Here is a 24,935-nt window from a genome sequence, read left to right as displayed (position 1 = left end):
ACCTCACCGGACGTAAGGACGTACAGATGGACCTGCTTCTCTCCGACAAGACTGCGCTGATCTCGGGCGCGTCGGCCGGCATCGGCCGCTCCGCCGCCCTGCTGATGGCCCGCGAAGGCGCCAGGGTGATCATCCATGGCCGGCGGGAGGCCGCCCTGCAGGCGGTGATCGACGAGGCGGTCGCGGCCGGCGGCCCGGCCCCGGTGGCCGTGACCGGAGACCTGGACAGCGTGGAGGGCTGCGCCGCGATAGCCGAGCGCGCCCTGGAGGCGGCCGGCGGCACGATCGACATCCTGATCAACAACGCCGGCGGCTCGCGGCCCATGGAGGACCCCTGGGACGAGGCGTTCTGGGAGGCGTCGTTCAAGCTGAACTTCGAGGCGGCGCGGCGGCTGTCGGCGGCGATCGTGCCGGGGATGAAGGAGCGCCGCTGGGGCCGCATCGTCAACGTGACCGGCGCCATGGTCGGCCACTCGATGAACGCCGCCATGCCGGCCAAGGCGGCGCTGCAGTCCTGGTCGCGCACGATGTCGCTGGAGCTGGCGCCGTTCGGGATCACCGTGAACACAATCGCGCCGGGACGGATCCATTCCGAGCAGATCGACAACCGCCTGCACCCGACCGAGGAGAGCCGGCAGGCCTTCATCGACCGGTTCATCCCGGCCGGCTATTTCGGCGAGCCCGAGGACCTGGCGGTGCTGATGGTGTTCCTCGCCTCGCCGCTCGCCCGCTACATCAGCGGCGCGGCGATCCCGGTCGACGGCGCGATGGTTCGGGTCGGCTGAGCGTCACTTCTCCGGCAGCGGGATGAACTCCTCCTCGTCGCCGGGGACGATGTCGAACTTGCCGGCCTTCCAGTCCGCCTTGGCGGACTCGATCCGGTCCTTCGACGAGTGCACGAAGTTCCACCAGATGAAGCGCGGGCCGTCCATCGGCTCGCCGCCCAGCACCTGGATGCGGGCCCGGCTCGCCGCCTCGACGGTGACCGGGTCGCCCGGATGCAGGACCAGGAGCTGGCCGCACTCGAACCGGTCGCCGTTGATGACCACGGTCCCTTCGGAGACGTAGATCGCCCGCTCCTCGTGCTCGGCCGGGATCGGCAGACGCGCACCGGTCTCCAGCGCGACGTCGGCGTATATCATTTCGGAGAAGGTGGTGACCGGCGAAGTCGCGCCCCACAGGGAGCCGGCGATGATCCGCACCGCCTTGCCCTCCGCCTCCAGGGTCGGCAGCGCCGTCTGGTCGCGGTGTTCGAAGGCGGGCGCCACCTCCTCGCTGGCCTTCGGCAGGGCGATCCAGGACTGGATGCCGAACAGGTGCGGCCCCATGGCCTTCACCGCATCGTCCATCCGCTCGGAATGCACGATGCCCTTGCCGGCGGTCATCAGGTTGACCTCGCCCGGCCGGATCGGCTGGGTCGTGCCGAGGCTGTCGCGATGATGGATCTCGCCGTCGAACAGAAAGGTCAGAGTGGCGAGGCCGATATGCGGGTGCGGGCGGACGTTGATCCCCTCGCCGACCGGCATCGAGGCCGGCCCCATCTGGTCCCAGAAGATGAACGGCCCGATCATCTGCCGTTTGGTCGAGGGCAGCGCCCGGCGCACCTCGAAGCCGCCGATGTCCCGGGCGCGCGGCACGATCACCACATCCACGGCGTTCGGGTTTCCGTCGGCGTAGCAGTCGGGATCGAGTTCCTGCAATGTGCTCATGGCCACCCCCCTGTTGACATCCGCAGGGTAAGCCAAATCGAGGCCGGTGGGGAGTGTTGCCTACCCGACCCGGCGGCGCACCACGGTCACGCCGACGCTTTCGGCGTCGTGGAACACGTCGAGCTTGGAAATCGTGACCTCCGCCCGCTGCGCGCGCTCGTCGGCCAGGCAGATCTCGGCAACCCGGTCGGCCAGGGTCTCCACCAGCTTCACATGGCCGCCGCCGGCCAGGGCGCGGACCGCCTTGACGATGCGCTCGTAGCAATAGACCCGGGCGTAGTCCTCACGGAAGCCGCCCTCGGGGCGCGTCACATCGACGGCGATGTCGACCCGCACGCGCTGGCGCACGCCCTGTTCGTGGGCATGGATGCCGATCTGGAAATCCACCACCAGGGCGTTGATCCGCACGGTATAAAGGGCGTCGACCACCTCGGTGGTGTCGGCCGCGCGCGGTTCTTCGATCGTGAAGGTCATCGGTCCCTCGGGCGCCATCGTCCTCTTCTCAGCCAGTTCTCGCACCCGGAAAATTACGGGGTTGCGCGTCGTCGAGCGGTGCGCACCCTAGACGCAAGGATGGGGTTTTGTCGTCCCAAACCCGCCATCGAGGGAGCGAAACCCGTCTCGTCACCTTCCTATCTTGGCGCGGAGGTCCGTCGGGTCTAGGGTCTGCGCCAATCTTGTATACAAATCGGAGGAAAAATCATGAGCGACAAGGCCATGTTCGAGGCCGGTCTGAAGAACCGGCGCGAGGTTCTCGGTGCCGAGTATGTCGACAAGTCGATCGCGGCCGCCGACGACTTCAACATGCCGATGCAGGAACTGGTCACCGAATACTGCTGGGGCGAGGTCTGGGGCCGTCCGGGCCTGAGCCGGCAGCAGCGCTCGATGCTGAATCTCGGCATGCTGGTCGCACTCGGCCGCAGCCACGAGCTGCGTCTGCACATCCGCGGCGCCATCAACAACGGGCTGACCAAGGACGACATCAAGGAAGTCTTCCTGCAGACCGCCATCTACTGCGGCGTGCCGGCGGCGATCGACGCCTTCCGCAACGCCCGCGAGGTCTTCAAGGAGATGGGGATCGACTGATCCCCACCGCCCTGCCCCGCACCTGGAACCCTACATCACGGAGTTACTGACATGTCCGACATCACCGTCGGGTGGATCGGCATCGGCAACATGGGTTGGCCGATGGCCCGCAATGCTAAGAAGGCCGGCGTCGATATCGCCGTCTTCGACCTGGACCAGGACAAGCTGGGCCGTTTCGCCGACGAGTTCGACGCCAAGCGGGCCTCCAGCCTCGCCGCCCTGTCGGAGATGTCGGACGTCATCGTCACCATCGTTCCCGACGGCAAGGTCGTCCGCCGCATCTGCTTCGGCGACGGCGACAACCTCGCCGCCGGGTTCGCCGAGGGCAAGATCGTGGTCGACATGAGCTCCTCGGCGCCGATGGGCACCCGGGCGCTGGGCGACGAGCTGGCGGCCAAGGGCATCACCCTGATCGACGCGCCGGTCTCCGGCGGCGTGACGGGCGCCGACAAGGCCACCCTGTCGATCATGGTCGGCTGCTCCGACGAGGATGCGCTCGCTAAGGTCATGCCGACCTTCGAGGCGACGGGGAAGAACATCTTCCGCTGCGGCCCGCTCGGCGCCGGCCACGCGATGAAGTGCCTGAACAACTATCTCTCCGCCGTCGGCCTGACCGCCGCGAACGAGGCGCTGCTGATCGGCCAGAAGTTCGGCCTCGAGCCGTCCGCCATGGTCGACATCCTGAACGTCTCGACCGGCCGCAACTCCTCGACCGAGCGCAAGTATCACCAGTCGGTGCTGCCGCGGACCTACAATTCCGGCTTCGCCACCGCGCTGATGGCCAAGGACGTGGGCATCGCCGCCGGGCTCGCCGGCGACCAGGACATGTTCGCGCCGCTGCTCGCCTCGCTGAACGAGATCTGGGCCGGCTACAAGGAGGTCATGCCGACCGCGAACCACGAGGCGACGATCGAGGTCCTGGAAAAGGCCAACGCGATCAAGCTGAAGGGTCCGAAGGCCTGAGCCACGCGGCCCGGGAACGTCTCTGAGCAAAAGGGGCGGCGGGCGGAGGAAACGAACGAGAGGAGGAGGCCATGGCAGGCCAGCCGCTGGAGGGTGTCCGCATCCTGGCGGTCGAGCAGTATGGTGCCGGACCGTTCGGCACCATGTATCTCGCCAACCAGGGCGCCGAGGTCATCAAGATCGAGAACCCGGCCGACGGCGGCGACATGGCGCGCGGCGTCGGTCCGTATTTCTTCGACGACGAGGGCCGGCAGAGCCAGTTCTTCCACTCGTTCAACCTGAACAAGCGCAGCGTCGCCCTCGACCTGCGCAGCGACGAGGGGCGGCGGATCTTCCGGGAACTGGCCGCCACCGCCGACGCCGTGACCAACAACCTGCGCGGCGACGTGCCGGAGAAGCTCGGTCTCGACTACGCTAGCCTGAAGGACGTGAACCCGAGAATCGTCTGCGGCCACCTCTCGGCCTATGGCCGCGACGGATCGCGCAAGACCTGGCCGGGTTACGACTACCTGATGCAGGCCGAAGCCGGCTGGTTCTCGGTCACCGGCGAGCCCGGTTCGCCGCCGAGCCGGTTCGGCCTGTCGGTGGTCGACCTGATGACCGGTGTCACCATGGCCTTCGGCGTCAGCTCGGCGATCTTGCAGGCGCGCGCTTCCGGCGAGGGCCGCGACGTCGATGTCAGCCTGTTCGACCTGGCGCTGCACACGGTGACCTATCTCTCCACCTGGTACCTGAACGCCGGCCATGTGCAGGACCGGCTGCCGCGCTCGGCCCATCCGTCCCTGACCCCGTGTCAGACCTACAAGACCGGGGACGGCTGGATCTATCTGATGTGCAACAAGGAGAAGTTCTGGCCGGCGCTGTGCCGGAAGATCGGACGCCCGGAGCTGGCGACCGATCCGCGCTTCGCCACCTTCAAGGACCGTCTGGCCGAACGCCCCGCCATCCAGGAGATTCTGGACGAGGCGCTGAGCGCGAAGACCACGGCGGAATGGATGGTGGAGTTCGGCGGCACCGTCCCCGCCTCGCCGATCCTCGACATCGCCGACGCCATGGACAATCCCTTCGTCGCCGAGCGCGACGGCATCCACGCCTTCCCGCCGCCGCCCAACGGGGCCGAACTGGGACTTGAGGAGGCTTTCCGCATGGTCGCCCATCCGATCCGCAATTCCGGCTCCGCGCCGCCGAAGCGTCCGGGTCCGGAGCTCGGCGGCGATACCGACGGGCTGCTGGCGGAGCTCGGCTACGGCAGCGAGCAGATCGCGGCCCTGCGCAAGGCGGGAGCGGTCGGATGAGCGTGAAGCTCGCGTTCATCGGCTTCGGCGAGGCCGGCCCGGAACTCGCCCGGGGCCTGCTCGGCGCCGGGGCGAAGTCCGTCGCCACCTACGACATCCTGGCGGCCGACCCGGCGACCCGCGACGCGTGGCGGGCCAAGGCCGAGAGCTTCGGCGCCACCGCCTGCGACACCCCGGCGGAAGCCGTGGCCGAGGCCGACCTGATCCTGTCGACGGTGACCTCCGAGCGCGCCCTGGAAGCGGCGGAGAGTGCCGCCCCGCATCTGCGCCAGGGCCAGCTCTATCTCGACCTGAACTCCTGCTCGCCCGGCAAGAAGGTGAAGGCGGCCAAGGCGGTGGAGAGCAATTCCGCCTGCCGCTATGTCGACGTGGCGGTGATGGACACCGTACTGGGGCGCGGTCATGTGGTGCCGATGCTGCTGGCCGGCGAGGCGGCGGAAGCCGTCGCGGAGACCATGACGAGCCTCGGCATGAATGTGGAAGTGGTGGGCACGGAGATCGGCCAAGCCTCGACCATCAAGATGGCCCGCTCGGTCTTTATGAAGGGCATCGAGGCGATCCTGTGCGAGAGCCTGGTGGCCGCTGACCGGGCCGGCGTGGCCGACCGGGTGCTGGCCTCCATCCAGTCCACCTTCCCCGGCCTCGACTGGCGCCAGGTGGCGACCTTCCATATGGGCCGCATGGCGCTGCACGGAAAGCGCCGGGCGATCGAGATGGACAGCGTCGCCGACACCCTGCGCGACCTCGGGCTGGAGCCGTCCACGGCGCTGGGCACCCGCGACCGGCAGATGTGGGTCGCCGATCTCGGCCTGCGCGAACGCTTCGCCGGCCGCGACCCGGAGACCCTGGAGGAGTTCCTGGAAGCGGTGGCGGAGAAGGCGACGAAACCCGCTTCCCTCTAGACAAGAAATCTCTTGCTATTACATGGTGACGTGCGGCCGGGAACGACGCGGCCCCGCACTCGTTTACATCCCGCGCACCGGCCCCGGCGGGCAGCACGCCTGCCGGTCGAGAGTTTCACACGAGGAGAGCAACCCATGGCCTTCGAACTTCCCGATCTTCCCTATGCCCATGACGCCCTGGCGCCGGTCATGTCCAAGGAGACCTTGGAGTACCACCATGACAAGCACCACAACGCCTACGTCACCAACGGCAACAAGCTGCTCGAGGGCAGCGGCCTTGAGGGCAAGTCGCTCGAGGAAATCGTCAAGGCCTCCTATGATGGCGGCAAGGGCGGCGGCCTGTTCAACAACGCCGCACAGCACTGGAACCACGTCGAGTTCTGGAAATGGATGAAGCCGAATGGCGGCGGGTCCATTCCGGGCGAGCTGGAGAAGAAGATCGTCTCCGACTTCGGCAGCGTCGACAAAATGAAGGACGAGTTCGTGCAGGCCGGCGTCGGCCAGTTCGGCTCCGGCTGGTGCTGGCTGATCCTCGGTAAGGACGGCAAGCTCGCCGTCACCAAGACCCCGAACGGTGTGAACCCGCTCGCCACCGGCGAAGGCACCGCATTGCTCGGCTGCGACGTCTGGGAGCACTCCTACTACATCGACTACCGCAACGCCCGTCCGGACTACGTGAAGGCGTTCGTGAACGATCTGGTCAACTGGGAGCGCGTCGCCGAGATCTTCGGTCAGGCGTCCTGATCGGCCCGATCAACTCTGCTTTCATCACCCTTTTCGATCTAATCGCAAAGGGTGACTGAGAGACCAGCAAACTGTCGACAATTGACACAAGGTCGGCGCCGAAAGTAACCCTTTGGCGCCGACCTTGCTCTTTTCGGGCAGCATCGCCGTAGTTTATTACAACGGCCCCTCTAGTATGCCCCACCACTATTCAACCATTGACAAATCAGCATCCCCTCGCGCGAATCGGGCTTGTTTGCGTTGACGTGGGCATGCGACAGTTTTTGTGCTGCTAAATTTTGTCCAGGGGCGATTGGGCATGGGGGAAGACGACGGAAACGGCGTCGGCAGGGGGTTCTGGCTGACCCAGGCAGGTCGCGAGGACCGCCATTCCGACGGAGCGGGTGGCGAAGCGGCGATGCTGTTCACCATGCTGCACCATTTCGGCTGGGTGGATGTCGGGATCCAGTCCGACCGCACGGTCGTGCGCCTCAATCCCAGCACCGCCTGCGCCGAGGCGCTGCAGGCGCTGCCGCTGCATCTTGCCGAGGAAGCCCCGAGCACCTTGATCGAACTGGTGCTGGTCGACCGCGACGCCGAGCCGGTCGACATCGCCTTTCTGGAGGCAGAGAGCGCCTGCCGCTACCTGGATACGATGATGAGCCAGCGCCGGGACGATATCGGCGAGGATCAGTCGGTCTGGGGGGCGGAGGCGTTCCCCATGCCCCAGCCCTACGAACTCTCCGACACCCTGCGCTATCCGCTCGCCTCGCCGCTGCGGCAGGATCTGGACGATCACGGCCATGTCGACGAGGAGCGGTTCGCCCGCAGCCTCGCCATGGCGGAGTGGCTGGCGCCCGTCAACACCGCCGACTGCCTCAAGGACCGCCGCCTGGTCGAGTCGACCCCGGAGATGGTCAGCTTCGCCCTGCGCTCGCTGGGCTGGGTCGGCATTAAGCGCAAGTGGAGCCTGCACGGCACGTCCTTCCGCTCGTCGGTCCCGGAGGTGGTGGCGCTCGACCCGGTGGCGATCCGCCGGGAGGCGCTGAACCAGCTCGTCGCCCTGTGCGAGGTCTGGGCGCCGATGGCCGGCGAACTCACCTTCGCCTGGTGGAACGGCATGGCCTGGGTGCGCGAGAAGGGCCACCCTGTCCAGCTCATCGACCGACTGCGGGCGATCTGCCGCATCGCCGCCAATGACGAGCCGCTCACCCTGGTCGACAGCATCGAGGCGCCGATCCACCAGATTCTCGCCTCCAGCCAGGCCTGGGCCGCGACCCACCCCTTCTCCGTCATTCTCACGCGCTGGCAGGAGGAAAAGGCCGCTGCCGGGACCGGCGAGGGGATGCTGCGCGACCTGGAACGGCTGGGCCTGTTCCAGACCCGCACCAAGCTCCTGGTGATCGACGCGAACGAGGATCTGCGGATCGCCCGCTACGCGCCCGGCGGGGTACAGGTCTGGGACGACCGGGTCCACCGGGCCATGGAAGGCTCCCGCCTGATCGACGTGCCCGACCGCGGGCTCGGCCTCTGCGTCCAGCGCGACCTGCGGTCGGTCCAGCGTCGGCGTGAGCCGGTACTGCACCGCTGCAACGGCGTGGTGGCCGCCAGCGACGGCCTCCAGATGGTCCAGTGGTCGCGCCTGACCGTGCCGCTGTTCGGTGCCGGCGAGGGTGGCGAGCGCGTCAGCGCGCTGCTGTCGACCTGCGAGCTGGAACACGCCGCCCCGATCTGAGGACGATCAGCCTCCGGCCCGCACCTCCCGTGCCGGCACGCCGGTCGGGGCCGCCACCAGCGGATGCGCGTCCGGCCGCTCGACGAACTGCGTCACATCGGCGACCACGGCGTCGCGCGTCCGGCCCAGCAGCCACATGCGGCTACGCTCCGGCTTGTGGGGGCGCAGCCAGCGCACGCCGGAATGAGCCTCGTTGAAGCGGTACTTCGAGGCGTTCTTGGCATAGACCTCGTCCTCGGCGATCGACACCATCGGGGCCGCGTCCCACTTGGCCAGCGCCAGGGCACAGCCCGCCGTCGTCAGTACCTCCGCCAGCACCGTGCGGCCGCGCCAGGCCGGTGCCAGCCACAGCCCGCCGATATAGGTGCAGTTGCGCCGTACCGCATTGGCATAGGAGTCCGCCTCCTCGCTGAGCACGAAGCGCTCGCCGCTCGCCATGTCGCGGGCCGGCGTGTTGTAGAAGAACGACAGCGTCGACAGCCAGTCGCCCAGCGTGCGCTGCCCGAGGTCGAACAGGCGGATCGCGAAGGTGGCGATCCGCTCCGACGTCGCGTCGTGCACGCTCATCCACAGTGCCGCCCCGCGGGGGAACGGCACGGCGGCGGGGTTGAAGGCGTTCGGCATGAACTTGCCGGTCTCGCGGCAGACCTGATCGAAGCCGCTCATGTCGTCATCGACCGCAATCTGCAGCCCGTACTGGTTGAGCTGCGCGTTCAGCCGCAGGAAATACTCCGCGAACAGGTCCTTCTCCGGCACGACCAGAGATCCGACGTTCGTCAGCAGTCGGTTCTTGTAGGGTATTGTGATCATGGCTCGACTCCCATCCCTGATAGCCCGAGTTAAGAGACGATCCATACGCCAATAGCGTGTACACGTTGACCGACCTTCATACGACTCGGGGGGCTTTCGCGAGTCGCCTCCCGGGGCCGGACGGCCTATAGAGGCTCCGTCGAAACGAATCGGACGCCCCGAATGCCCCGCCTGTCCCCGCCCGTGCCGGAGACCGAGCCGCGCCCTGCCGTCTTTCTCGATCGCGACGGTGTGCTGAATGTGGATGCCGGCTTCGCCCACCGCCCGGACCAGATCGTCTGGGTCGTCGGCGCGCCGGCGGCGGTGGCCCGGCTGAACGCCGCCGGGTTCCGGGTCTTCGTGGTCACCAACCAGTCGGGGATCGCCCGCGGGCTGTACGACACCGACGCGGTGGAGAGCCTGCACCGCTGGATGGGCGAGGCGCTGCTGCGGCAGGGCGCCCGTGTCGACGACTGGCGCTACTGTCCCTTCCATCCGGATCATCAGGCCGAGCGCTTCGCCGACAAGGCATCCTGGCGCAAGCCGGCCCCGGGCATGCTGCTCGACCTGATGGCGGCCTGGCCGGTGGACCGGGCCGGCTCGTTCATGATCGGCGACCGGCAGAGCGACATGGATGCGGCCGCGGCCGCCGGGATCGACGGCTATCTGTTCGAGGCCGGCGACCTGGACGCGTTCACCGCCGCCATTCTGCGCGCCCGTCCGCGCACCCGAGCCCAGGAGTGACGCGGTGACGACGATCCATCCCGTCCTGCTGTCCGGCGGGGCCGGCACCCGGCTCTGGCCGCTGTCCCGCACCGCCTATCCCAAACAGTTCCTGACGCTGCAGGGCGACCACTCGCTGCTGCAGACCACCGCGCTGCGGGTCTGCGACCCGGCGACGTTCGCCCCGCCCCTGGTGGTCGCCAACACCGAGCACCGGTTCATCGTCGCCGAGCAGCTGCGGGCGGTCGGGATCGAGCCGGCGGCGATCCTGCTGGAGCCGGCCGCCCGCGGGTCCGCGCCGGCCGCCCTCGCCGCGGCCCTGCACCTGCTGGCCGGCGATGCCGACGCGGTTCTTCTGCTGCTCGCCGCCGACCACGCCATGACCCGGCCCCAGGCGTTCCGCGACGCCGTCGCCACCGCCCTGCCGGCGGCGCGGGGCGGGCGGATCGTGACCTTCGGCATCTCCCCGAGCCGGCCGGAGACCTCCTACGGCTATATCCTGGCCGGCGGGGCGGCGGATCGCGACGTCCGTCCGGTGTCCCGGTTCGTGGAGAAGCCGGACGTCGCGACCGCCGGCACCTACCTGGCCGATGGGCGATACCTCTGGAACTCGGGAAATTTCCTCGCTTCCGCCGCCACGCTGACGCGCGAGGCGGCCCGCTTCACCCCGGACCTGCTGGACGGTTGCCGCGCCGCCCTTGCCGGCGCTCGGTCCGATCTGGACTTCCTGCGCCTCGGCGCCGAGGCCTACGAGGGCATGCGGTCGGTCTCGATCGACGTGGCGATCATGGAGCGCACCGAGACCGCGTCGGTGGTGGCCTGCGATCCGGGATGGAGCGATATCGGCTCGTTCGACGCCCTGGCCGACGCGCTCGGCCGCGACGCCGACGGCAATGCCGCCGCCGGCCCCGTCAGCCAACTGGACAGCCATGGGACCGTCGCCATCTCCCACGGTCCGCTGATCGCCACCCTCGGCCTGCGCAACACCGTCGTGGTCGCGACCGAGGACGCGGTGCTCGTCGCCGATGGCGACCGGGTTCAGGAGATCCGCACCGTCGTCGACCGGCTGCGCGCGGAAGGCTACGGGCAGGTCGACGGCCACGCCATGGTGCACCGTCCCTGGGGGTCGTACCGGAACCTGGATATGGGCGACGGCTTCCTGGTGAAGCAGATCCGCATCAATCCGGGCGGCCGGCTGTCGCTGCAGACCCATGCCCACCGGGCCGAGCACTGGGTGGTGATCGAGGGCCGGGCCCGGGTCACCCTCGGCCCCTCGGCCGACGCGCTCGACGTGGTGGACCTGTCCGCGCACCAGTCGATCGACATCCCGCTGGGCTGGGTCCACCGGCTGGAGAACGCGACCGACGTGCCGGTGGCGATCGTGGAGGTGCAGTCCGGCGACATGCTGTCGGAAGAGGACATCGTGCGGCTGGACGACGTCTACGGCCGCAGCGGATCGCCACGATAGCGGATCCAGGCGCCCGTTAAATACAATTCAAAGATCAGAGAAATTTTATTAAAAAATAAATCTAACCGTGGAACACTGCTCGGGTGATTCGCCCGACCTTTTGATCCCCGCCCCCCGCCATGCATCGCCTCCCGGTTCTTGTCCTCTGCCTCCTCCTCATCAGCCATGCGGTCAGCGCCGCCGACCGCGGTCCGGGCTATTACGAGGCGGTGATTCACTACTGCTATGGCGGCGGCCTGGCCGACCGCATCGGCCGCGACCCGTCGAGCCGCTCGATGTTCGGCGCGGCCAACCAGCGGGCGGCGCTGGCGGATCTCCGCAGCGCGCTGAAGCGCGGCGAGAATGCGGTGACCGCCCTGTGCGCGGCCACCTATTATCAGGCGATCCAGGCCGGCTACGTCACGGAAATCCGGCAGGCCAAGAGCGACTGACCGAACCTCAGACTTCCAGCCATTCCCGGCGCACCTGATCGTCGGCGGCGAACGCCGCCGGTGTCCCCTCGAAGACCAGATGGCCATGGCCCATCACCAGGAGGCGCTGGGAGATCTTCAGCGCGATGGTCAGCTTCTGCTCGACCAGCAGAATGGAAATGCCGCGCCGGGCGATCTCCTCCAGCAGCACGGCGACCTTCTCCACCATCAGCGGGCTCAGCCCCTCGGTCGGTTCGTCGACCATGACCAGGTCCGGGTCGCCCATCAGCGTGCGGCACATGGTGAGCATCTGCTGCTCGCCGCCGGACAGCGCGCCCGCCACCACGTCGGCGCGTTCCTTCAGGTTGGAGAACAGCTCGAACATGTCGTCCATCGACCAGCGGTCGCCCGGCTTCGGCTTGGCCGACTTCATGCCGAGGATCAGGTTCTGACGCACGGTGAGGGTCGGGAAGATGTCCCGGTTCTCCGGCACGTAGCCGATGCCGAGATGGGCGACCTGATGCGGCTTCAGCCCGGCGATCTCCTGGCCGCGCAGGCGGATCGAGCCGACCGGCGGCACCTCGCCCATGATCGCCTTGCAGGTGGTGCTGCGGCCCACCCCGTTGCGCCCGAGCAGGCTGACGATCTCACCCTCGCCGACGTCGAAGCTGACGCCCCGCAGAATGTGGCTCTTACCGTAATAGGCGTGCAGGTCGGTGACCTGGAGCATCAGTGTGCCTCCCCTTCCCCGGCATCCACCGCACCGAGATAGGCCTCCTGCACGGCCTTGCTGGCGCGCACCTCCTCCGGCGTGCCGGTGGCGATGATCTCGCCATAGACCAGCACCGAGATCCGGTCGGCCAGGTTGAAGACCACGCCCATGTCGTGCTCGACCATGACCAGGGTACGGCCCTGGGTGACCCGGCGGATCAGCTCGACCACGCCCTCGGTCTCGCTGTGGCTCATCCCGGCCGTGGGTTCGTCCAGCATGATGACCTCCGCCCCGCCGGCGATGGTGATGCCGATCTCCAGCGCCCGCTGCTCGGCATAGGCGAGCACGCCGGCCGGCAGGTCGCAGCGCTCCAGCAGGCCGATCTCGTCCAGGATCTGCGCCGCCCGCTCGTTCAACGCGCGCTCGGTATCGACCAGGCGCCAGAAACTGTTGCGGTACCCCATCGACCAGAGCAGGCCGCAGCGCACGTTCTCGAACACGCTGAGCCGCGGGAAGATATTGGTGATCTGGAACGACCGGCTCAGACCCATGCGGTTGATCTGATAGGGCTGGAGCTCCGTCACCTCGGTCCCGTTCAGCAGGATGCGGCCGGCCGTCTTGGAATACTTGCCGCTGATCAGGTGGAACAGCGTCGACTTGCCGGCCCCGTTCGGCCCGATGATCGCATGTCGCTCGCCGGTCGGGATCTCCAGGTCGATGCCGCGGATGATCTCCGTGGGGCCGAAGCTCTTGCGAACCCCCTGCATCTGCAGCGCGGCGGTCATGACGCCGCTCCCGCCTGGCCGGTCGCCCGGGCGAAGGCGTCGCGTAGGCGCGGTGCCAGGCGGACCAGGGCGTAGCCGCCGCCCGCCGCCAGAGCTAGGGCGACGAGCCAGGGTGCGACCGTGCTCACGTCCAGAGTCAGGCCGAAGACATGGGCCTCGCTCTCGCCGACGACGCTCTGATTGGCGACGTTCCCCATCTCCAGCAGCAGCACGACCCCGGCGAGGAAGGCGAGCAGCGGCACGACGGCCGCACCATAGGCGCGCGCAAGAATGCCCAGCCGCCCGGTCCTGAGCGCCGGCCCGTGCATGGCCACCAGACCGGTCAGGCCGCGCGGCGCGTACATCACGGTTAGCACGAACAGGATGCCGACATAGAGCTGCCAGAGCTCGGTGTGGTTGGACAGCACGGTCTGCAGCAGGGTCAGCACGATGGCGCCGACGATCGGCCCGACGAAGAAGCCGACGCCGCCGATGAAGGCCATCAGCAGCACCCAGCCAGAGGTCACCAGGTTCAGGTTCTCCTCGGTCAGGATCTCGTAGTTGATGGCGAACAGGCCGCCCGCCATGCCGGCGAAGAAGCCCGACGCACAGAACGAGACGAAGCGGACATAGCGCTGGCTGTAGCCGACGAACTCGGCCCGCTCCTCGTTGTCGCGTACCGCGTTGGCCATGCGGCCGGCGGGGGTACGGGAGAACAGGTACATGAACAGGGCCGCGACCAGCACGATGCCGGCGATCAGGTAGTAGACCTCCACCTCGCTCAGGAACTCTGAACCGAACACAGGCGGGCCCATGGTGCGGTCGCCGCTCACCCCCTCCTCGCCGCCGAAGAAGGCGACGAAGATGATCGAACACGCGGCCACCAGCTCGCCGACGCCGAGCGAGATCATCGCGAAGACCGTGCCCGCCCGGCGGGTGGAGAAGCTGCCGATCGGGACGGCGAAGGCGAGGCCGAACAGCCCGCCGACGAAGGGCAGCAGCGGCAGCGGCAGCCACCAGCCGTCGTACTCCACGTAGTTCATCACATGGACCGACAGGAACCCGCCCAGCCCGAAATAGACGGCGTGTCCGAAGGACAGCATCCCGCCCTGGCCCAGCAGCATGTTGTAGCTGAGCGCGAAGACGATGGAGATGCCCATCTGGTTCATGATCGTCACGCCGACCGCCGAGGAGAACAGCAGCGGCATGATCATCAGGACGACGAAGGCGGCCCCCCAGACCGGCAGGGTGCGCCGGAAGGCGCCGCGGCGCATCTGGTCGTCGGCCACCCGCTTCCAGGCCGGCTCGGCCCCCGTCCGGTCGCCGGATTTGCCGGTCGCCGCGGAACCCGTCTCGGTGGCGCTCATGTCTCGCGTTTCCCCATGAGCCCGCGCGGGCGGAAGATCAGGATCAGGACCAGCAGGATGTAGGGCAGGATCGGCGCCACCTGGGGCAGCGACAGGGTCCACAGGTCCCGCAATACGTGCTCGGAGTCGAAGCTGATGCCGAGGATGTCGAGCAGGTCGCTGACCGACCAGTCGAGCGCGATGGCGAAGGTCTGCAGCCAGCCGATCAGCAGCGAGGCGACGAAGGCGCCGGGCAGCGAGCCCAGACCGCCGACCACGATCACCACGAACACGATCGAGCCGAGCACGAAGGCCATGCCCGGGAAGGTGCCGAGCGCCGGCCCGGCGATCACCCCGGCGAGCCCGGCCAGGGCCGAGCCGACGCCGAACACGCCCATGAACACCAGCGGGACGTTATGGCCGAGATTGGAGACGGTGTGCGGATGGGTGATCGCCGCCTGGATGATCAGCCCGACCCGGGTGCGGCTCAGCACCGTGAACAGGCCGATGAAGATGCCGACCGAGATCAGGATCATGAAGGCCTTGTAGGCCGGGAAGTTCTGGCCGTAGAGCGTGAACAACGGAAACTGCAGCAGCTCCGGCGCGGAATAGTCCTTGGTCGCCTTGCCCCAGAAGAACTGCACGATCTCCTCGATCAGGAAGGCCAGCCCGAAGGTGAAGATCAGCTCGGCCACGTGCCCGTGCCTGTGCACGTGGCGCAGGCCGTAGCGTTCCACCAGCGCGCCGGCGAGGCCGACCAGCAGCGGCGCGACGATCAGCCCGGGCCAGAAGCCCACATAGGTGGAGATCGTGTAGGCGAAATAGGCCCCCAGCATGTAGAAGCTGGCATGGGCGAAGTTGAGCACGCCCATCATGCTGAAGATCAGCGTGAGCCCGCTCGACAGCATGAACAGCAGCAGGCCCGTGACCAGCCCGTTCAGCAGCGAAAAAATCACAAGTTCGACCATGCACGCGTCCCGTCATCGGCCAAGGCGTGGAGGGCAAGGGCGATGCGCGGCGCCGGCCCGCGCCCAGGCGGGCGGGATCGGCACCGCGCGGATCGTCCGGATCAGGCGTCCGGCCGTTCCATCTCGCAGCTTGTCGGGCTGTCCTTGCCCGCCATGGTGACGGTCTTCTCATCCTTCAGGCCGTAGCCGGAATTATCGGCGTCGACCACGATGTCCTTATTGGTGTGCACCGAGATATGGACGTCCTGGATCGCCTGGTGGTCGGACGGCCGCATCCACACCTTGCCGCCCATGATCGTGTCGTACTCCATCCCTTCCAGGGCATAGGCGACCTTCACCGGATCGGTCGTGCCGGCCTTCTCGATCGCCATCGCCAGCATCGCCACCGTGTTGAAGATGCGCGGCTGGTTGATGTCGTTGTCCGGGTACTTGGCCTTGAACCCGTCGTTCAGCGCCTTGAACTCCGGCGTCGGCGGGTTGAGGCTGCCCTCGCGCACCGAGCGGATGATGCCCTCGCCCAGTTCGCCGAAGGTGGCGGTGATGCCGTCATGGGCGCCGTAATAGGTATAGATCGGCGCGTCGACGCCGGCCTCGATGATCGCCTTGCCGAGGCCGACCATGTCGGCGCCCCAGTTGCCGGTGATCACCGCCTGGGCGCCCGACGCCTTGATCTTGGTGGCGTAGGGGGTGAAGTCCTTCACCTTGCCGATCGGGTGCAGCTCGTTGCCGACGATCTCGATATCCGGACGCTTCTCGCCCAACATCTTCACCGCCGCATCGGCCACGGCCTTACCGAAGCTGTAGTCCTGGCCGATGATGTAGACCTTCTTGATGTCCTGGTTCTCGGCGATGGCGTCGGTCAGCGCGTCCATCTTGATGTCGGCGTTGGCGTCGAAGCGGAAGTGCCAGAAGTTGCACTTCTCGTTGGTCAGCGCCGGGTCGACCGCCGAGTAGTTCAGGAACAGCACGCGCTGGTCGGGATTACGCTTGTTGTGCTTCTCGATGGCATCGGTGAGCGCGTTGGCCACGCCCGACGAGTTGCCCTGCACCACGTAGTTGATGCCGTCGCTGATCGCCCGCTTGAGCTGGATCAGGCTCTCCTTCGGGCTGATCTGGTTGTCCAGCGGTACAATCTCGAACATCCGGCCGTCGAGCACGCCGCCCTTCTGGTTGACCAGGGTTTCAGCGGCGAACTCGAAGGACCGCAGGCCGGACTCGCCGGTGGTGGCGAACGGTCCGGAAAGCGGGTCGATGAAGGCGATCTTGATGGGGTCTGCGGCCTGGGCGCCGGCGGAAACCGCCAGAGCAAATCCGAGCGTCGCGGCAAACGCCGCCCTACGGGTAACCGTCATGTATTCCTCCCTCTGGAAAGGGTCGGTCACCACTTATTGGTCGCGGTGATCCGCCGCTTCGGAAAGCATGGCGGGTGCCACAAGGGCGGTCAAGCGCGGCGACCGCACAGCGGGCAGCGCTCGATTCGCGCTATGGGCGACCCGGCGCGGCGGCTAATTCGCGCAGACGTTACTGACGGATTGGGAATGGTCCGGGAGGATAAGTGGCGCGCCCGGGAAGATTCGAACTCCCAACCTCCTGATCCGTAGTCAGGTGCTCTATCCAGTTGAGCTACGGGCGCCAATTCGTGGGGGTGCCCCCCGCGAAGGAGGCGCAACCTACTCAAACCCCTCACGCTTGGCAAGAGCCCTGATACGAAAAAGCCACGGGCAAAAGAACTTGTTCGGATTCCGTGGTTTAAGTAGTATCCCAGCAGTGATTTGTGAGCGGGGTCGCTGGACGAAAGCCGATGGAATTCTCTGTAGAGACATCCCTTGGCTCCTAACGCCGCGTATCGCATCATGGAGCGCGCCCAGTCGCGAGGGGGAGCGGCACGCGTTCTTCGGGGGTCCGGGTTGGGAATTAAAAGGGATGACGCGGTGATCGAATCGTTCGACTCCATGCGCCGCCTCGCCGTTATCGGTGCCGGCGTACTCGCCCTTGCGGGGTGCTCGTTCAGCAGCGATTCGCTGTGGCCGTCTCTGACCGGTGAAGCGCCAAGCGCCGACTCACCGGCGGCCGAGACCGTTGCCATTCAGCCATCTGCCGGGGAACGCGCGGGCTCCGCGATGGTCGGCGGCCCGCCGCCGCTCGGCAGCACCAATTTCGAGGTTCGTCCGCCGGCCACGATGGAACCGACCGGAACCTTCGTCGGCGAAAAGGTCATTCAGCTGCGCGGCGATCTGGTCCGCCTGCAGGACAGCATCCGCGGCCATAACGGCACCCTGCAGTCCCTGCGCGCCACCACCGCCCAGAACGCGCTGAACTACCACCAGACGGTCGCCGGCATCGAATCCCGCCTGCAGGTCGGCACCACGCCGGGCAACCCGCAGCTCGTCGATCAGTGGAACAGCGCCCAGCGCCAGCTGGAGCAGGTGAACACCGATATCTCCAACATGAACGCCCTGGCCAACCGGGTGTCCTCCGACGCGGCGCTGTCGACCTATCTGCTTGAGTCCGTGCGCGCCGCCTACGGCCTGTCCGGCGCGGTCGAGGCCGACCACGAGCAGCTCGCGGTGCTGGAGGACGACACCAACCAGACCGTCGTGCTGATCGACCGCCTGCTGACCGAGCTGAGCGACGACATCCGCCGCCAGAGCTCCTACGCCGCGAACGAGCGCAACGACCTGAACACCATGGCTGTCGCCATCAAGAACGGCGAGCTGTTCGGCACCAGCCTGGCCAACCGCTCCTTCGGCGGCGGGGCCATGGCCTCGGCGACCCCGGGCGGCGCCAGCTTCCCGGCCCCGGCGAGCACCGGCGTCGCCGGACGCCGTCCGCTGGTGGTGATCCGCTTCGACCGGCCCGGCGTCGAGTACGAGCAGCCGCTGTACAGCGCCGTCCGCCGCGCGCTGGAAACCCGGCCGGAGGCGATCTTCGACGTCATCGCCGTCAGCCCGCAATCCGCCAACCAGGGCCGCAACGCCCTCGACGCCAACCAGGCCAAGCGCAACGCCCAGACCGTGTTCCGCAGCCTGCAGGAGATGGGCCTGCCGCCGGGCCGGGTCGCCCTGTCGGCCCAGTCGGCGCCGGATGCGCGCACCAACGAGGTCCGCATCTACGTGCGCTGAGCGCAGAAATGAGCGCGGAAACAGCATGAGACAGGGGCGGCCGGAGATCGATCCGAGCCGCCCCTTCGCTTTCCGGCCGGGTGATCCGGATCGGCGCCGCGCCTCGTAAAGACCGGTGGAGGTGCCCCATGATCCGATCTGTTCTGCGCCAGCTTCTTCTGCGCCTGCTTCGCCCGATCGCCGCGGCGCTTGTCGCGCTCGGCCTGCTTTCGACACCGTCATCCGCCCAGACCGCCGATGAGGCCGCCGCCTTCCGCGGGGTCATCTCGGCCCAGGTGGACGCCTTCCGCGCCGATGCCTGGGACAAGGCCTTTTCCTATGCCTCCCCCGATATCCGCACGATGTTCGGCACTGCTGAGCGGTTCCGCTCGATGGTGACGGGCGCCTACGAGGCGGTCGCCCGGCCGCGGGTCTTCGAGTTCGAGGACGCCACCATCCTCGACGGCCGTCCGACCCAGCCGGTCTTCGTCATCGGTCCGGACGGGGTCGCCCGGCGGGCGTTCTACTTCATGGAACGGCAGCCGGACGGAAGCTGGAAGATCGACGGCGTGGTGCTCGAGACCCTGTCCGACCGCACCACCTGAGCGTACACATTGCCACCGCGCCATGGGGCCGTTATAGCCGGAGTATCAAGGCGACGTGCGGAGGCTATCCCCCATGAATGCAAGCAAGGACGACGATCCGCGTCGCTCTTTTCCGGTCTCCTGGGAAGAGCTGCACCGCACCGGCCGGGCCCTGGCCTGGCGGCTGCTGGATGTCGGCCCGTTCGAGGGCATCATCGGCATCACCCGCGGCGGCCTGGTGCCGGCCGCGATCGTCGCCCGCGAACTGGAACTCCGCATGATCGACACGATCGGCGTGTCCAGCTACGCCGGCTATGACGGCCCGCGCGGCGAGTTGAAGGTGGTCAAGCCGCCCTCCCTCACCCAGGACGGCGCCGGCTGGCTGATCGTCGACGACCTGGTCGATACCGGCGAGACCGCCAAGGTGGTGCGCGCCATGCTGCCCAAGGCGCATTTCGCCACGATCTACGCCAAGCCCGCCGGACGGCCCCTGGTCGACACTTTCGTGACCGAGGTCAGCCAGGACACCTGGATCTATTTCCCCTGGGATCTGGAGCCGCGGCCGGTCGACCCGATCATCGGTCTGCGTCCGCCGATCTGACGGGTACGCTGTCGACGAAGCGCAGATCGCCGATCCGCACGGCGACGAAGACCCGGGCCGGCGCTCCGGCCCGGTCCACCGGCTCCAGCGTGCGCGGATTGCGCACCTCCAGATAGTCGATGCCGTCGAACTCGGCGGCGCTCAGGGCGTCGAGGCCCCAGGCAATTTCGCCGGCGGGCGTGCTGACCCCGTCGGCCAGTCTGCCGGCTATGCGCTGCAGGATCCGGCTGAGACTGGCCACCCGTTCCCGGCCCGCCTCGTCGAGCCGGTCGATCTCCGCCACCGGCGTGATGCCGCCGGGACCGCGCGCCGCGTCCACCACCCGGATCAGCGGTGCCCCGTCCCGGCCCGACAGCCGGGACGCCAGCACACAGGCCCGCTGAAACACGGCCCCGCTCTGGTACAGGCGATCCGGCGCGATCAGGCCGATCAGCCGCTCGATCTTGCCGACCGCCTCGGTCAGCGACCGGCGGCCGTACTGGCCCTCCATGGCCACGGCGAAGTCGGGAAGGTCATCCACCGGAAGCGGATCAACCTCCCGCGCGGCCGCGTACAGGACGTCGGCGCCATTGCGCGACAGCAGGGACCGCCCGACCGGATCGGTGAGAACGTCGGCCCGAGGTCCGGCCGCCACCACCACCCGGTCGCATTCCCGGGCGGCCAGGGCCAGCAGCACCAGATGGCCCACATGGGCCTCGCCGAGCACCGGCACGAGCCCGATGGAACACCCGTCCTCGCGCCACTCGTCCAGATATCCGATCAGGGCTCCGACATCGGAGACCACCTCGACATCCGCACCCTCGTCGCCATCCAGGTTGAAGGACACCGCCGGGTCATAGGGACCGCCCCGGTCGCTCTCCGATTTTCCAACGCGCTTCGACATTGGCATTCACCCGTGGTCCCGACATTCCGGTCCTGGGGACCGGAAATCACAGGGCGCGGAGATCCGTGCCGTTCCAGTGCGGAAAAACGGCCCTCCACCCTCCTGGCAGGAGACTTATGTTCAACGCACGTTCATGGCCGTGCGCCCCGTGTTTCCGGCCCGGCATCGACGGTACGACGCCACGCCAAATCCGCCCGATTCGGCCAAAGGCTACACCGCAAAAACGAACTCCGGCAAAGCAAAATCTGCTCCCCGGACCCACCGGTCCGGGCCGGGCGGCAATCGTGTCACACCACGGTGCGCGCCGGCAGGTTCATGCGGAAGGTCGATCCGTCGGAGCCGGTCCGCTCCAATGTCAGCGTACCGCCATGGGCCTGGACCAGATCGCGGGCGATGGTGAGACCCAGACCGGTGCCGTCGCGCCGGGTGGAGAACTGGAACGGCTGGAACAGCCGGCCGCGCCCCTCCTCCGGGATGCCCGGCCCGTTATCGGCGATATCCACCAGCAGCCGCCCGGACGCCTCCCAGGCACTCACCCGCAGGGTATCCGCCCCGGCATTGACCGCGTTGGAGGCGATATTGGCGACGACCCGGAACATCTGGTCCCGATCGGCCTGGAACACGATATCCCCTTCCTGGCTCAGCAGGACCTCGACGTCCTTGTCCTTCAGCTCCGCCAGTTCCGCCCGCAGCTCGGCCACCAGGTCGGCAAGGCGGACCGGCGCCAGGGTCAGCGGCGGCGTCTCTCGGGTGAAGTTGAGGGTGGTCGAGCAGAGCGCCACCGCCCGGTCGATCGCCTTCACCAGGGTCGGCGTCACCTTCTGCACGTCCGGGTCCTGGCTCATGGCCAGCCGGTCGGAGATCAGGGTGGCGGTGGACAGCATGTTGCGCAGGTCGTGGCTGATCTTGCTCACCGCCGTGCCCAGAGCGGCCAGACGGGTGCGCTGCCGCAGGGCGGCACGCATCTCCTCCTTCATCAGGCCAAGCTCGCGCAGCGCCACGCCGATCTCGTCGCGGCGTCCCCGGTCGTCCAGGTCCGTGCCGCGGTCCTCCGGGCGCTTGCGGAAGGCGACGAGGCTCTCGGTGATCCGCTCCAGCGGCCGCACCAGCAGCCAGCGCAGGCTGACGAAGACCAGGGCGGCGGTGAACACCGAGATCAGCACCGACAGGGTCAGGATGCGCCAGGAGTAGTCGTACATCACCATGCGCAGCGGATACTCGTCGATGGTGATGCTGACCGTGCTCGCCGGCTCCATCGGTGCCGGCCCGGTCACCCGAAGGATCCGGTTGCCGGTCTGGAACAGGGCGTCGAACGCATCGAAGACCAGGGCCATGGGCATGGGCTCATACAGCGAGACCTCGACCTCGCCCGGCGGGAACATCGGCCGGCTCAGCGACCTGGTATCGCCTTCCGGGCCCTCCACCACGATCTCGTAGGCGCCGACATGATCCAGCAGTTCGAAGGTCAGTTCCTGGCTGATCACCCGGTCGGGCGAGCCGTCGATGGTCAGGGCCGCCAGATGCGCCTTGTCCAGCTTCTCGGTCAGATAGGTCAGCCGGAAGCGGGCGATCGACGGGGTGTAGATCAGCACTTCTGAGACCATCACGAAGAAGATGGTCAGGCACAGGACGCGAAAGGAAAGCGACCGCATCGTCCGATCCGCCGGAAGCTCAGGCGAAGCGCATCAGGAAGCGCACGATACGCCGGGTGCGCGCGGAGAACAGCTTCGGGACGTACCAGCTTCCGGCGGCCCGCTTCGCGACCTCGGCGCGCGTGGGATACGGCACGACGAGGCCGGCGATGTCGGACACCTTCAGCTTCTTGGCAATCGCCAGGGTGTATAGCGAGACGATCTCTCCGGCCCCCGTGCCGACCACGACGGCCCCCAGAATACGACCCTTTGGCGAGACGTAAAGTTTGGTGAAGCCGTCGACGTCGCGCTCGGCGATTGCCCGGTCGTTCTCGGAGAACGGCCAGCGCAGGACCTCGAACGCCTGGCCCCGCGCCCGCAGTGCCGCCTCGTCGGCGCCCACGCTCGCCAGTTCCGGCGCGGTATAGGTCACCCGGGGCAGCACCGGATCCGACTTGGCCGGCAGGCGGAACAGGGCGTTGCGGATGACGATGCCGGCATGGAACCCGGCCAGATGGGTGAACTGGGCGCCGCCCGCCGCGTCGCCCACGGCGAAGACGCGGCGGTTGCTGGTGCGCAGCCGCCGGTCGAGTTTCAGGCGGCCGCGCTCGTCGGTCTCGATCCCGGCGCGGGCCAGGTCCAGCCCCTCGAACCCGACGCGGCGCCCGACCGCCACCAGCAGATGGCTGCCGCTCAGCACGGTCTCGCCTGCCTCGCCGCGCACCACCAGGTCGACCCCGTCGCCGGTCGGGCCGGCATGGACGGCGGCGGCCCCTTCGTGCAGCTCCACACCGTCGCGCCGCAGGGCCAGACGCACCACCTCGGCTGCTTCGGGATCCTCGGTGCCGAGCAGCGTCTTCGCCTCGACCAGCACGACCTCGCAGCCGAGCCGCGCATGGGCCTGGGCCAGCTCGCAGCCGATCGGCCCGCCGCCGAGCACCAGCAGCCGCCGGGGACGCTCCGCCAGGTCGAACACCGTCTCATTGGTCAGGAAGGCGACGCCGTCGAGCCCCGGGATCGGCGGCACCGCGGGGGTGGAGCCGGTGGCGATCACCACGAACTTCGCCTCGACCCGGATGCCGCCTCCTTCGACGCTCCGCGGGCCGGTGAAGCGCGCCTCGGCCTGGACCACCCGCACACCGAAGCCGGTATAGCGGGCGACGGAATCCATCGGCGCGATCTCGGCGATCACGCCCTGCACATGGGCGCGCAGCCGCGCCCAGTCGACAGCCTGGACCGACGCGTCGACGCCGTAGCGCGCGGCCTGGGGGGCACCATGGGCGGCATGCCCGGCGGCGAGCAGCGCCTTGGACGGCACGCAGCCCACGTTCAGGCAGTCGCCGCCCATCTCGGCCTTCTCGAACAGGACCACCGACGCGCCCATCTGCGATGCCCCGGCAGCCACCGACAACCCGCCCGAGCCGGCGCCGATGACGCAGATATCGGCCTGGATCGTCTCGCTCATGGAAGAGCTCCGGAACGCGCTTTCATCTTCATCTCCTCACTCCCCGGTATCTCCTCACTCCCCGGATTTATTCCGGGGTAAGATCGGCAGCCGCTTCCACCGTCGGTATGAAATCACGAGACGCCCGTCGCAGATCAAAGGCTTGCCCCGGAATGGATCCGGGGTTTGTGGGAGGGGGAGGGTATCACGCGCTCACGCAGAAGACGCGACCCCGCGGCGCAGCCGTTTGTACAGCACCGGCACCAGCGACAGCAGGGTCAGACCGGCGATCGGGATCAGCACGCCCGGTTCCAGGAAGATGCCCAGGCCCGGCACCTCGCCCCGGGAGAACACGGTGTCGAGCCCGTTGCCCACGGAGACGAAGACGAAGGTGCCCGGAATGATCCCGACCAGGGTGCCGAGCAGGAACACCCGGGTGGAGACGCCGAGCAGCGCCGGCACGATGTTGACCAGCCAGAACGGAAAGATCGGCACCAGACGCAGCACCAGCAGATAGCTGAGCGCGTTCTCCTGGAACCCTTCCTCCAGGCGGGCGACGAATGGCCCGGCCTTGGCCCGCAGGCTGTCGCCGATGGCTGTGCGGGCGGCCAGGAACACTGCGAGCGCGCCGACCGTTGCCGAGACCACCGTGATCGCCGTGCCCTCGATCAGCCCGAACATCAGACCGCCGGTCACCGTCAGCACCAGCCCGACCGGCAGGGAGAAGGCGATGGACAGCGCATAGGCCAGCGCGTAGCCGAGGCGGCTGACCAACGGGTTCGCCGCCACCCAGCCCTGCAGCAGGTCGCGGTTGTCGGACAGCGCCTGGAACGACACGAACCGGTCCAGGTCCAGGGTGAAGAAGGCGATCAGTCCGAGGGCCAGCACGCCGACCGGCAGCACCCGGCGCGGCCAATCCCGGCGGCCGACTTCCGGCTTGTCCCCTTTTCGCTTCCGATCGATCTGCTGCACACGACCTCCCGTTCGCCCGTCCCCAGCCGGGCACCCTGCCATGTTGCGGCCGGGCCATGATGCGGAACCTTCCCGCTCCGGCCAAGATGCCCCCTGGCCGCGTCGGCGCCAGTCAACAGGGCGTGA

General features: G+C 67.9%; 25 protein-coding genes and 1 tRNA gene. 13 read left to right on the top strand and 13 right to left on the bottom strand.

Going from position 1 to position 24,935, the window contains the following annotated elements; genetic code table 11:
- The first annotated feature begins 26 nt into the window (after positions 1–26).
- Positions 27–785 carry an SDR family NAD(P)-dependent oxidoreductase gene (locus BLS34_RS06220; RefSeq protein ID WP_093148974.1) on the top strand — a complete coding sequence of 253 codons (759 nt, stop codon included), beginning with the start codon at positions 27–29 and terminating at the stop codon, positions 783–785.
- A 3-nt stretch (positions 786–788) separates the two neighbouring features.
- On the opposite strand, the gene BLS34_RS06215 is transcribed toward BLS34_RS06220, so the two are convergent.
- Both BLS34_RS06215 and BLS34_RS06210 read right to left on the bottom strand, forming a co-directional pair.
- Positions 789–1,709, bottom strand: a complete 921-nt coding sequence (locus tag BLS34_RS06215) for a pirin family protein (RefSeq protein WP_093148973.1) — start codon at positions 1,707–1,709, stop codon at positions 789–791.
- Between the two features lie 60 nt (positions 1,710–1,769).
- Positions 1,770–2,183: a dihydroneopterin aldolase gene (locus tag BLS34_RS06210; RefSeq protein ID WP_038015330.1), complete on the bottom strand. Its 414-nt coding sequence runs from the start codon at positions 2,181–2,183 to the stop codon at positions 1,770–1,772.
- Positions 2,184–2,411: 228 nt separating this feature from the next.
- Between BLS34_RS06210 and pcaC the strand changes: the two genes are divergently transcribed.
- The 6 genes from pcaC to BLS34_RS06180 all read left to right on the top strand — a co-directional run bounded on the left by pcaC (position 2,412) and on the right by BLS34_RS06180 (position 8,413).
- A complete protein-coding gene (gene pcaC / locus BLS34_RS06205) occupies positions 2,412–2,795 on the top strand; it encodes a 4-carboxymuconolactone decarboxylase (RefSeq protein WP_038015174.1) in 384 nt (127 codons plus the stop codon).
- 51 nt (positions 2,796–2,846) lie between these two features.
- Entirely contained in the window at positions 2,847–3,758 is a 912-nt protein-coding gene (locus BLS34_RS06200; RefSeq protein ID WP_093148971.1) for an NAD(P)-dependent oxidoreductase, read from the top strand.
- A gap of 71 nt (positions 3,759–3,829) precedes the next feature.
- Positions 3,830–5,053, top strand: coding sequence for a CaiB/BaiF CoA transferase family protein (locus BLS34_RS06195; protein WP_093148969.1), 1,224 nt, complete (start codon positions 3,830–3,832; stop codon positions 5,051–5,053).
- Positions 5,050–5,955 carry an NAD(P)-dependent oxidoreductase gene (locus tag BLS34_RS06190; protein WP_093148967.1) on the top strand — a complete coding sequence of 302 codons (906 nt, stop codon included), beginning with the start codon at positions 5,050–5,052 and terminating at the stop codon, positions 5,953–5,955. Before BLS34_RS06195 ends, BLS34_RS06190 begins: the two co-directional genes overlap by 4 nt.
- A gap of 135 nt (positions 5,956–6,090) precedes the next feature.
- The gene (locus BLS34_RS06185; protein WP_093148965.1) at positions 6,091–6,699 is read left to right on the top strand and encodes a superoxide dismutase; all 609 of its coding nucleotides are present in this window, start codon (positions 6,091–6,093) and stop codon (positions 6,697–6,699) included.
- Positions 6,700–6,997: 298 nt separating this feature from the next.
- Positions 6,998–8,413, top strand: coding sequence for a hypothetical protein (locus tag BLS34_RS06180; protein ID WP_028795536.1), 1,416 nt, complete (start codon positions 6,998–7,000; stop codon positions 8,411–8,413).
- A gap of 6 nt (positions 8,414–8,419) precedes the next feature.
- Here BLS34_RS06180 and BLS34_RS06175 read toward each other — a convergent pair whose 3' ends face one another.
- The gene (locus tag BLS34_RS06175) at positions 8,420–9,223 is read right to left on the bottom strand and encodes a hypothetical protein (RefSeq protein WP_093148963.1); all 804 of its coding nucleotides are present in this window, start codon (positions 9,221–9,223) and stop codon (positions 8,420–8,422) included.
- 162 nt (positions 9,224–9,385) lie between these two features.
- Here BLS34_RS06175 and BLS34_RS06170 point away from each other — a divergent pair, with 162 nt between their 5' ends.
- From BLS34_RS06170 to BLS34_RS06160, 3 genes are all read left to right on the top strand, one after another.
- Positions 9,386–9,946 (top strand): D-glycero-alpha-D-manno-heptose-1,7-bisphosphate 7-phosphatase, encoded by a 561-nt coding sequence (locus tag BLS34_RS06170; protein WP_093148962.1) that lies wholly within the window; start codon positions 9,386–9,388, stop codon positions 9,944–9,946.
- A gap of 4 nt (positions 9,947–9,950) precedes the next feature.
- Entirely contained in the window at positions 9,951–11,393 is a 1,443-nt protein-coding gene (locus BLS34_RS06165) for a mannose-1-phosphate guanylyltransferase/mannose-6-phosphate isomerase (RefSeq protein WP_245701927.1), read from the top strand.
- Positions 11,394–11,512: 119 nt separating this feature from the next.
- Positions 11,513–11,824, top strand: a complete 312-nt coding sequence (locus BLS34_RS06160; protein ID WP_028795540.1) for a hypothetical protein — start codon at positions 11,513–11,515, stop codon at positions 11,822–11,824.
- Between the two features lie 7 nt (positions 11,825–11,831).
- Here the strand turns inward: BLS34_RS06160 and BLS34_RS06155 are convergent, their stop codons facing one another.
- The 6 genes from BLS34_RS06155 to BLS34_RS06130 all read right to left on the bottom strand — a co-directional run bounded on the left by BLS34_RS06155 (position 11,832) and on the right by BLS34_RS06130 (position 17,226).
- Positions 11,832–12,533: an ABC transporter ATP-binding protein gene (locus tag BLS34_RS06155; protein ID WP_028795541.1), complete on the bottom strand. Its 702-nt coding sequence runs from the start codon at positions 12,531–12,533 to the stop codon at positions 11,832–11,834.
- Positions 12,533–13,300: an ABC transporter ATP-binding protein gene (locus BLS34_RS06150; protein ID WP_028795542.1), complete on the bottom strand. Its 768-nt coding sequence runs from the start codon at positions 13,298–13,300 to the stop codon at positions 12,533–12,535. The genes BLS34_RS06155 and BLS34_RS06150 overlap by 1 nt, the downstream gene beginning before the upstream one ends.
- Entirely contained in the window at positions 13,297–14,646 is a 1,350-nt protein-coding gene (locus tag BLS34_RS06145) for a branched-chain amino acid ABC transporter permease (RefSeq protein ID WP_093148957.1), read from the bottom strand. The genes BLS34_RS06150 and BLS34_RS06145 overlap by 4 nt, the downstream gene beginning before the upstream one ends.
- A complete protein-coding gene (locus tag BLS34_RS06140; protein WP_028795544.1) occupies positions 14,643–15,593 on the bottom strand; it encodes a branched-chain amino acid ABC transporter permease in 951 nt (316 codons plus the stop codon). The genes BLS34_RS06145 and BLS34_RS06140 overlap by 4 nt, the downstream gene beginning before the upstream one ends.
- Before the next feature lie 101 nt (positions 15,594–15,694).
- On the bottom strand, positions 15,695–16,945 hold the full coding sequence (locus tag BLS34_RS06135; RefSeq protein ID WP_028795545.1) for a branched-chain amino acid ABC transporter substrate-binding protein: 1,251 nt from the start codon (positions 16,943–16,945) through the stop codon (positions 15,695–15,697).
- A 204-nt stretch (positions 16,946–17,149) separates the two neighbouring features.
- Positions 17,150–17,226 (bottom strand) — tRNA-Arg (locus BLS34_RS06130).
- 298 nt (positions 17,227–17,524) lie between these two features.
- On the opposite strand from BLS34_RS06130, the gene BLS34_RS06125 reads away from it, so the two are divergent.
- From BLS34_RS06125 to gpt, 3 genes are all read left to right on the top strand, one after another.
- Entirely contained in the window at positions 17,525–18,715 is a 1,191-nt protein-coding gene (locus BLS34_RS06125) for a hypothetical protein (protein WP_245565645.1), read from the top strand.
- 128 nt (positions 18,716–18,843) lie between these two features.
- Complete coding sequence (locus tag BLS34_RS06120; protein WP_028795547.1) at positions 18,844–19,299, top strand: DUF4864 domain-containing protein; 456 nt, start codon at positions 18,844–18,846, stop codon at positions 19,297–19,299.
- A 73-nt stretch (positions 19,300–19,372) separates the two neighbouring features.
- Positions 19,373–19,879: a xanthine phosphoribosyltransferase gene (gene gpt, locus BLS34_RS06115; RefSeq protein ID WP_093148955.1), complete on the top strand. Its 507-nt coding sequence runs from the start codon at positions 19,373–19,375 to the stop codon at positions 19,877–19,879.
- Here the strand turns inward: gpt and BLS34_RS06110 are convergent.
- The 4 genes from BLS34_RS06110 to BLS34_RS06095 all read right to left on the bottom strand — a co-directional run bounded on the left by BLS34_RS06110 (position 19,854) and on the right by BLS34_RS06095 (position 24,809).
- Positions 19,854–20,762, bottom strand: a complete 909-nt coding sequence (locus BLS34_RS06110; protein ID WP_175474121.1) for a pantoate--beta-alanine ligase — start codon at positions 20,760–20,762, stop codon at positions 19,854–19,856. The two genes, gpt and BLS34_RS06110, sit on opposite strands and share 26 nt — an antisense overlap.
- A 287-nt stretch (positions 20,763–21,049) precedes the next feature.
- Positions 21,050–22,414 (bottom strand): sensor histidine kinase, encoded by a 1,365-nt coding sequence (locus tag BLS34_RS06105; protein ID WP_093148951.1) that lies wholly within the window; start codon positions 22,412–22,414, stop codon positions 21,050–21,052.
- Between the two features lie 19 nt (positions 22,415–22,433).
- Positions 22,434–23,858: a dihydrolipoyl dehydrogenase family protein gene (locus tag BLS34_RS06100; protein WP_093148949.1), complete on the bottom strand. Its 1,425-nt coding sequence runs from the start codon at positions 23,856–23,858 to the stop codon at positions 22,434–22,436.
- Between the two features lie 192 nt (positions 23,859–24,050).
- On the bottom strand, positions 24,051–24,809 hold the full coding sequence (locus tag BLS34_RS06095; RefSeq protein ID WP_245701926.1) for a TVP38/TMEM64 family protein: 759 nt from the start codon (positions 24,807–24,809) through the stop codon (positions 24,051–24,053).
- Positions 24,810–24,935 lie beyond the last annotated feature (126 nt).

Source organism: Thalassobaculum litoreum DSM 18839, assembly GCF_900102465.1.
In the GTDB taxonomy this organism is placed as follows: domain Bacteria; phylum Pseudomonadota; class Alphaproteobacteria; order Thalassobaculales; family Thalassobaculaceae; genus Thalassobaculum; species Thalassobaculum litoreum.
Note: the sequence above shows the minus strand (reverse complement) of the source record. Positions and strands in the feature narration are given on the sequence as shown.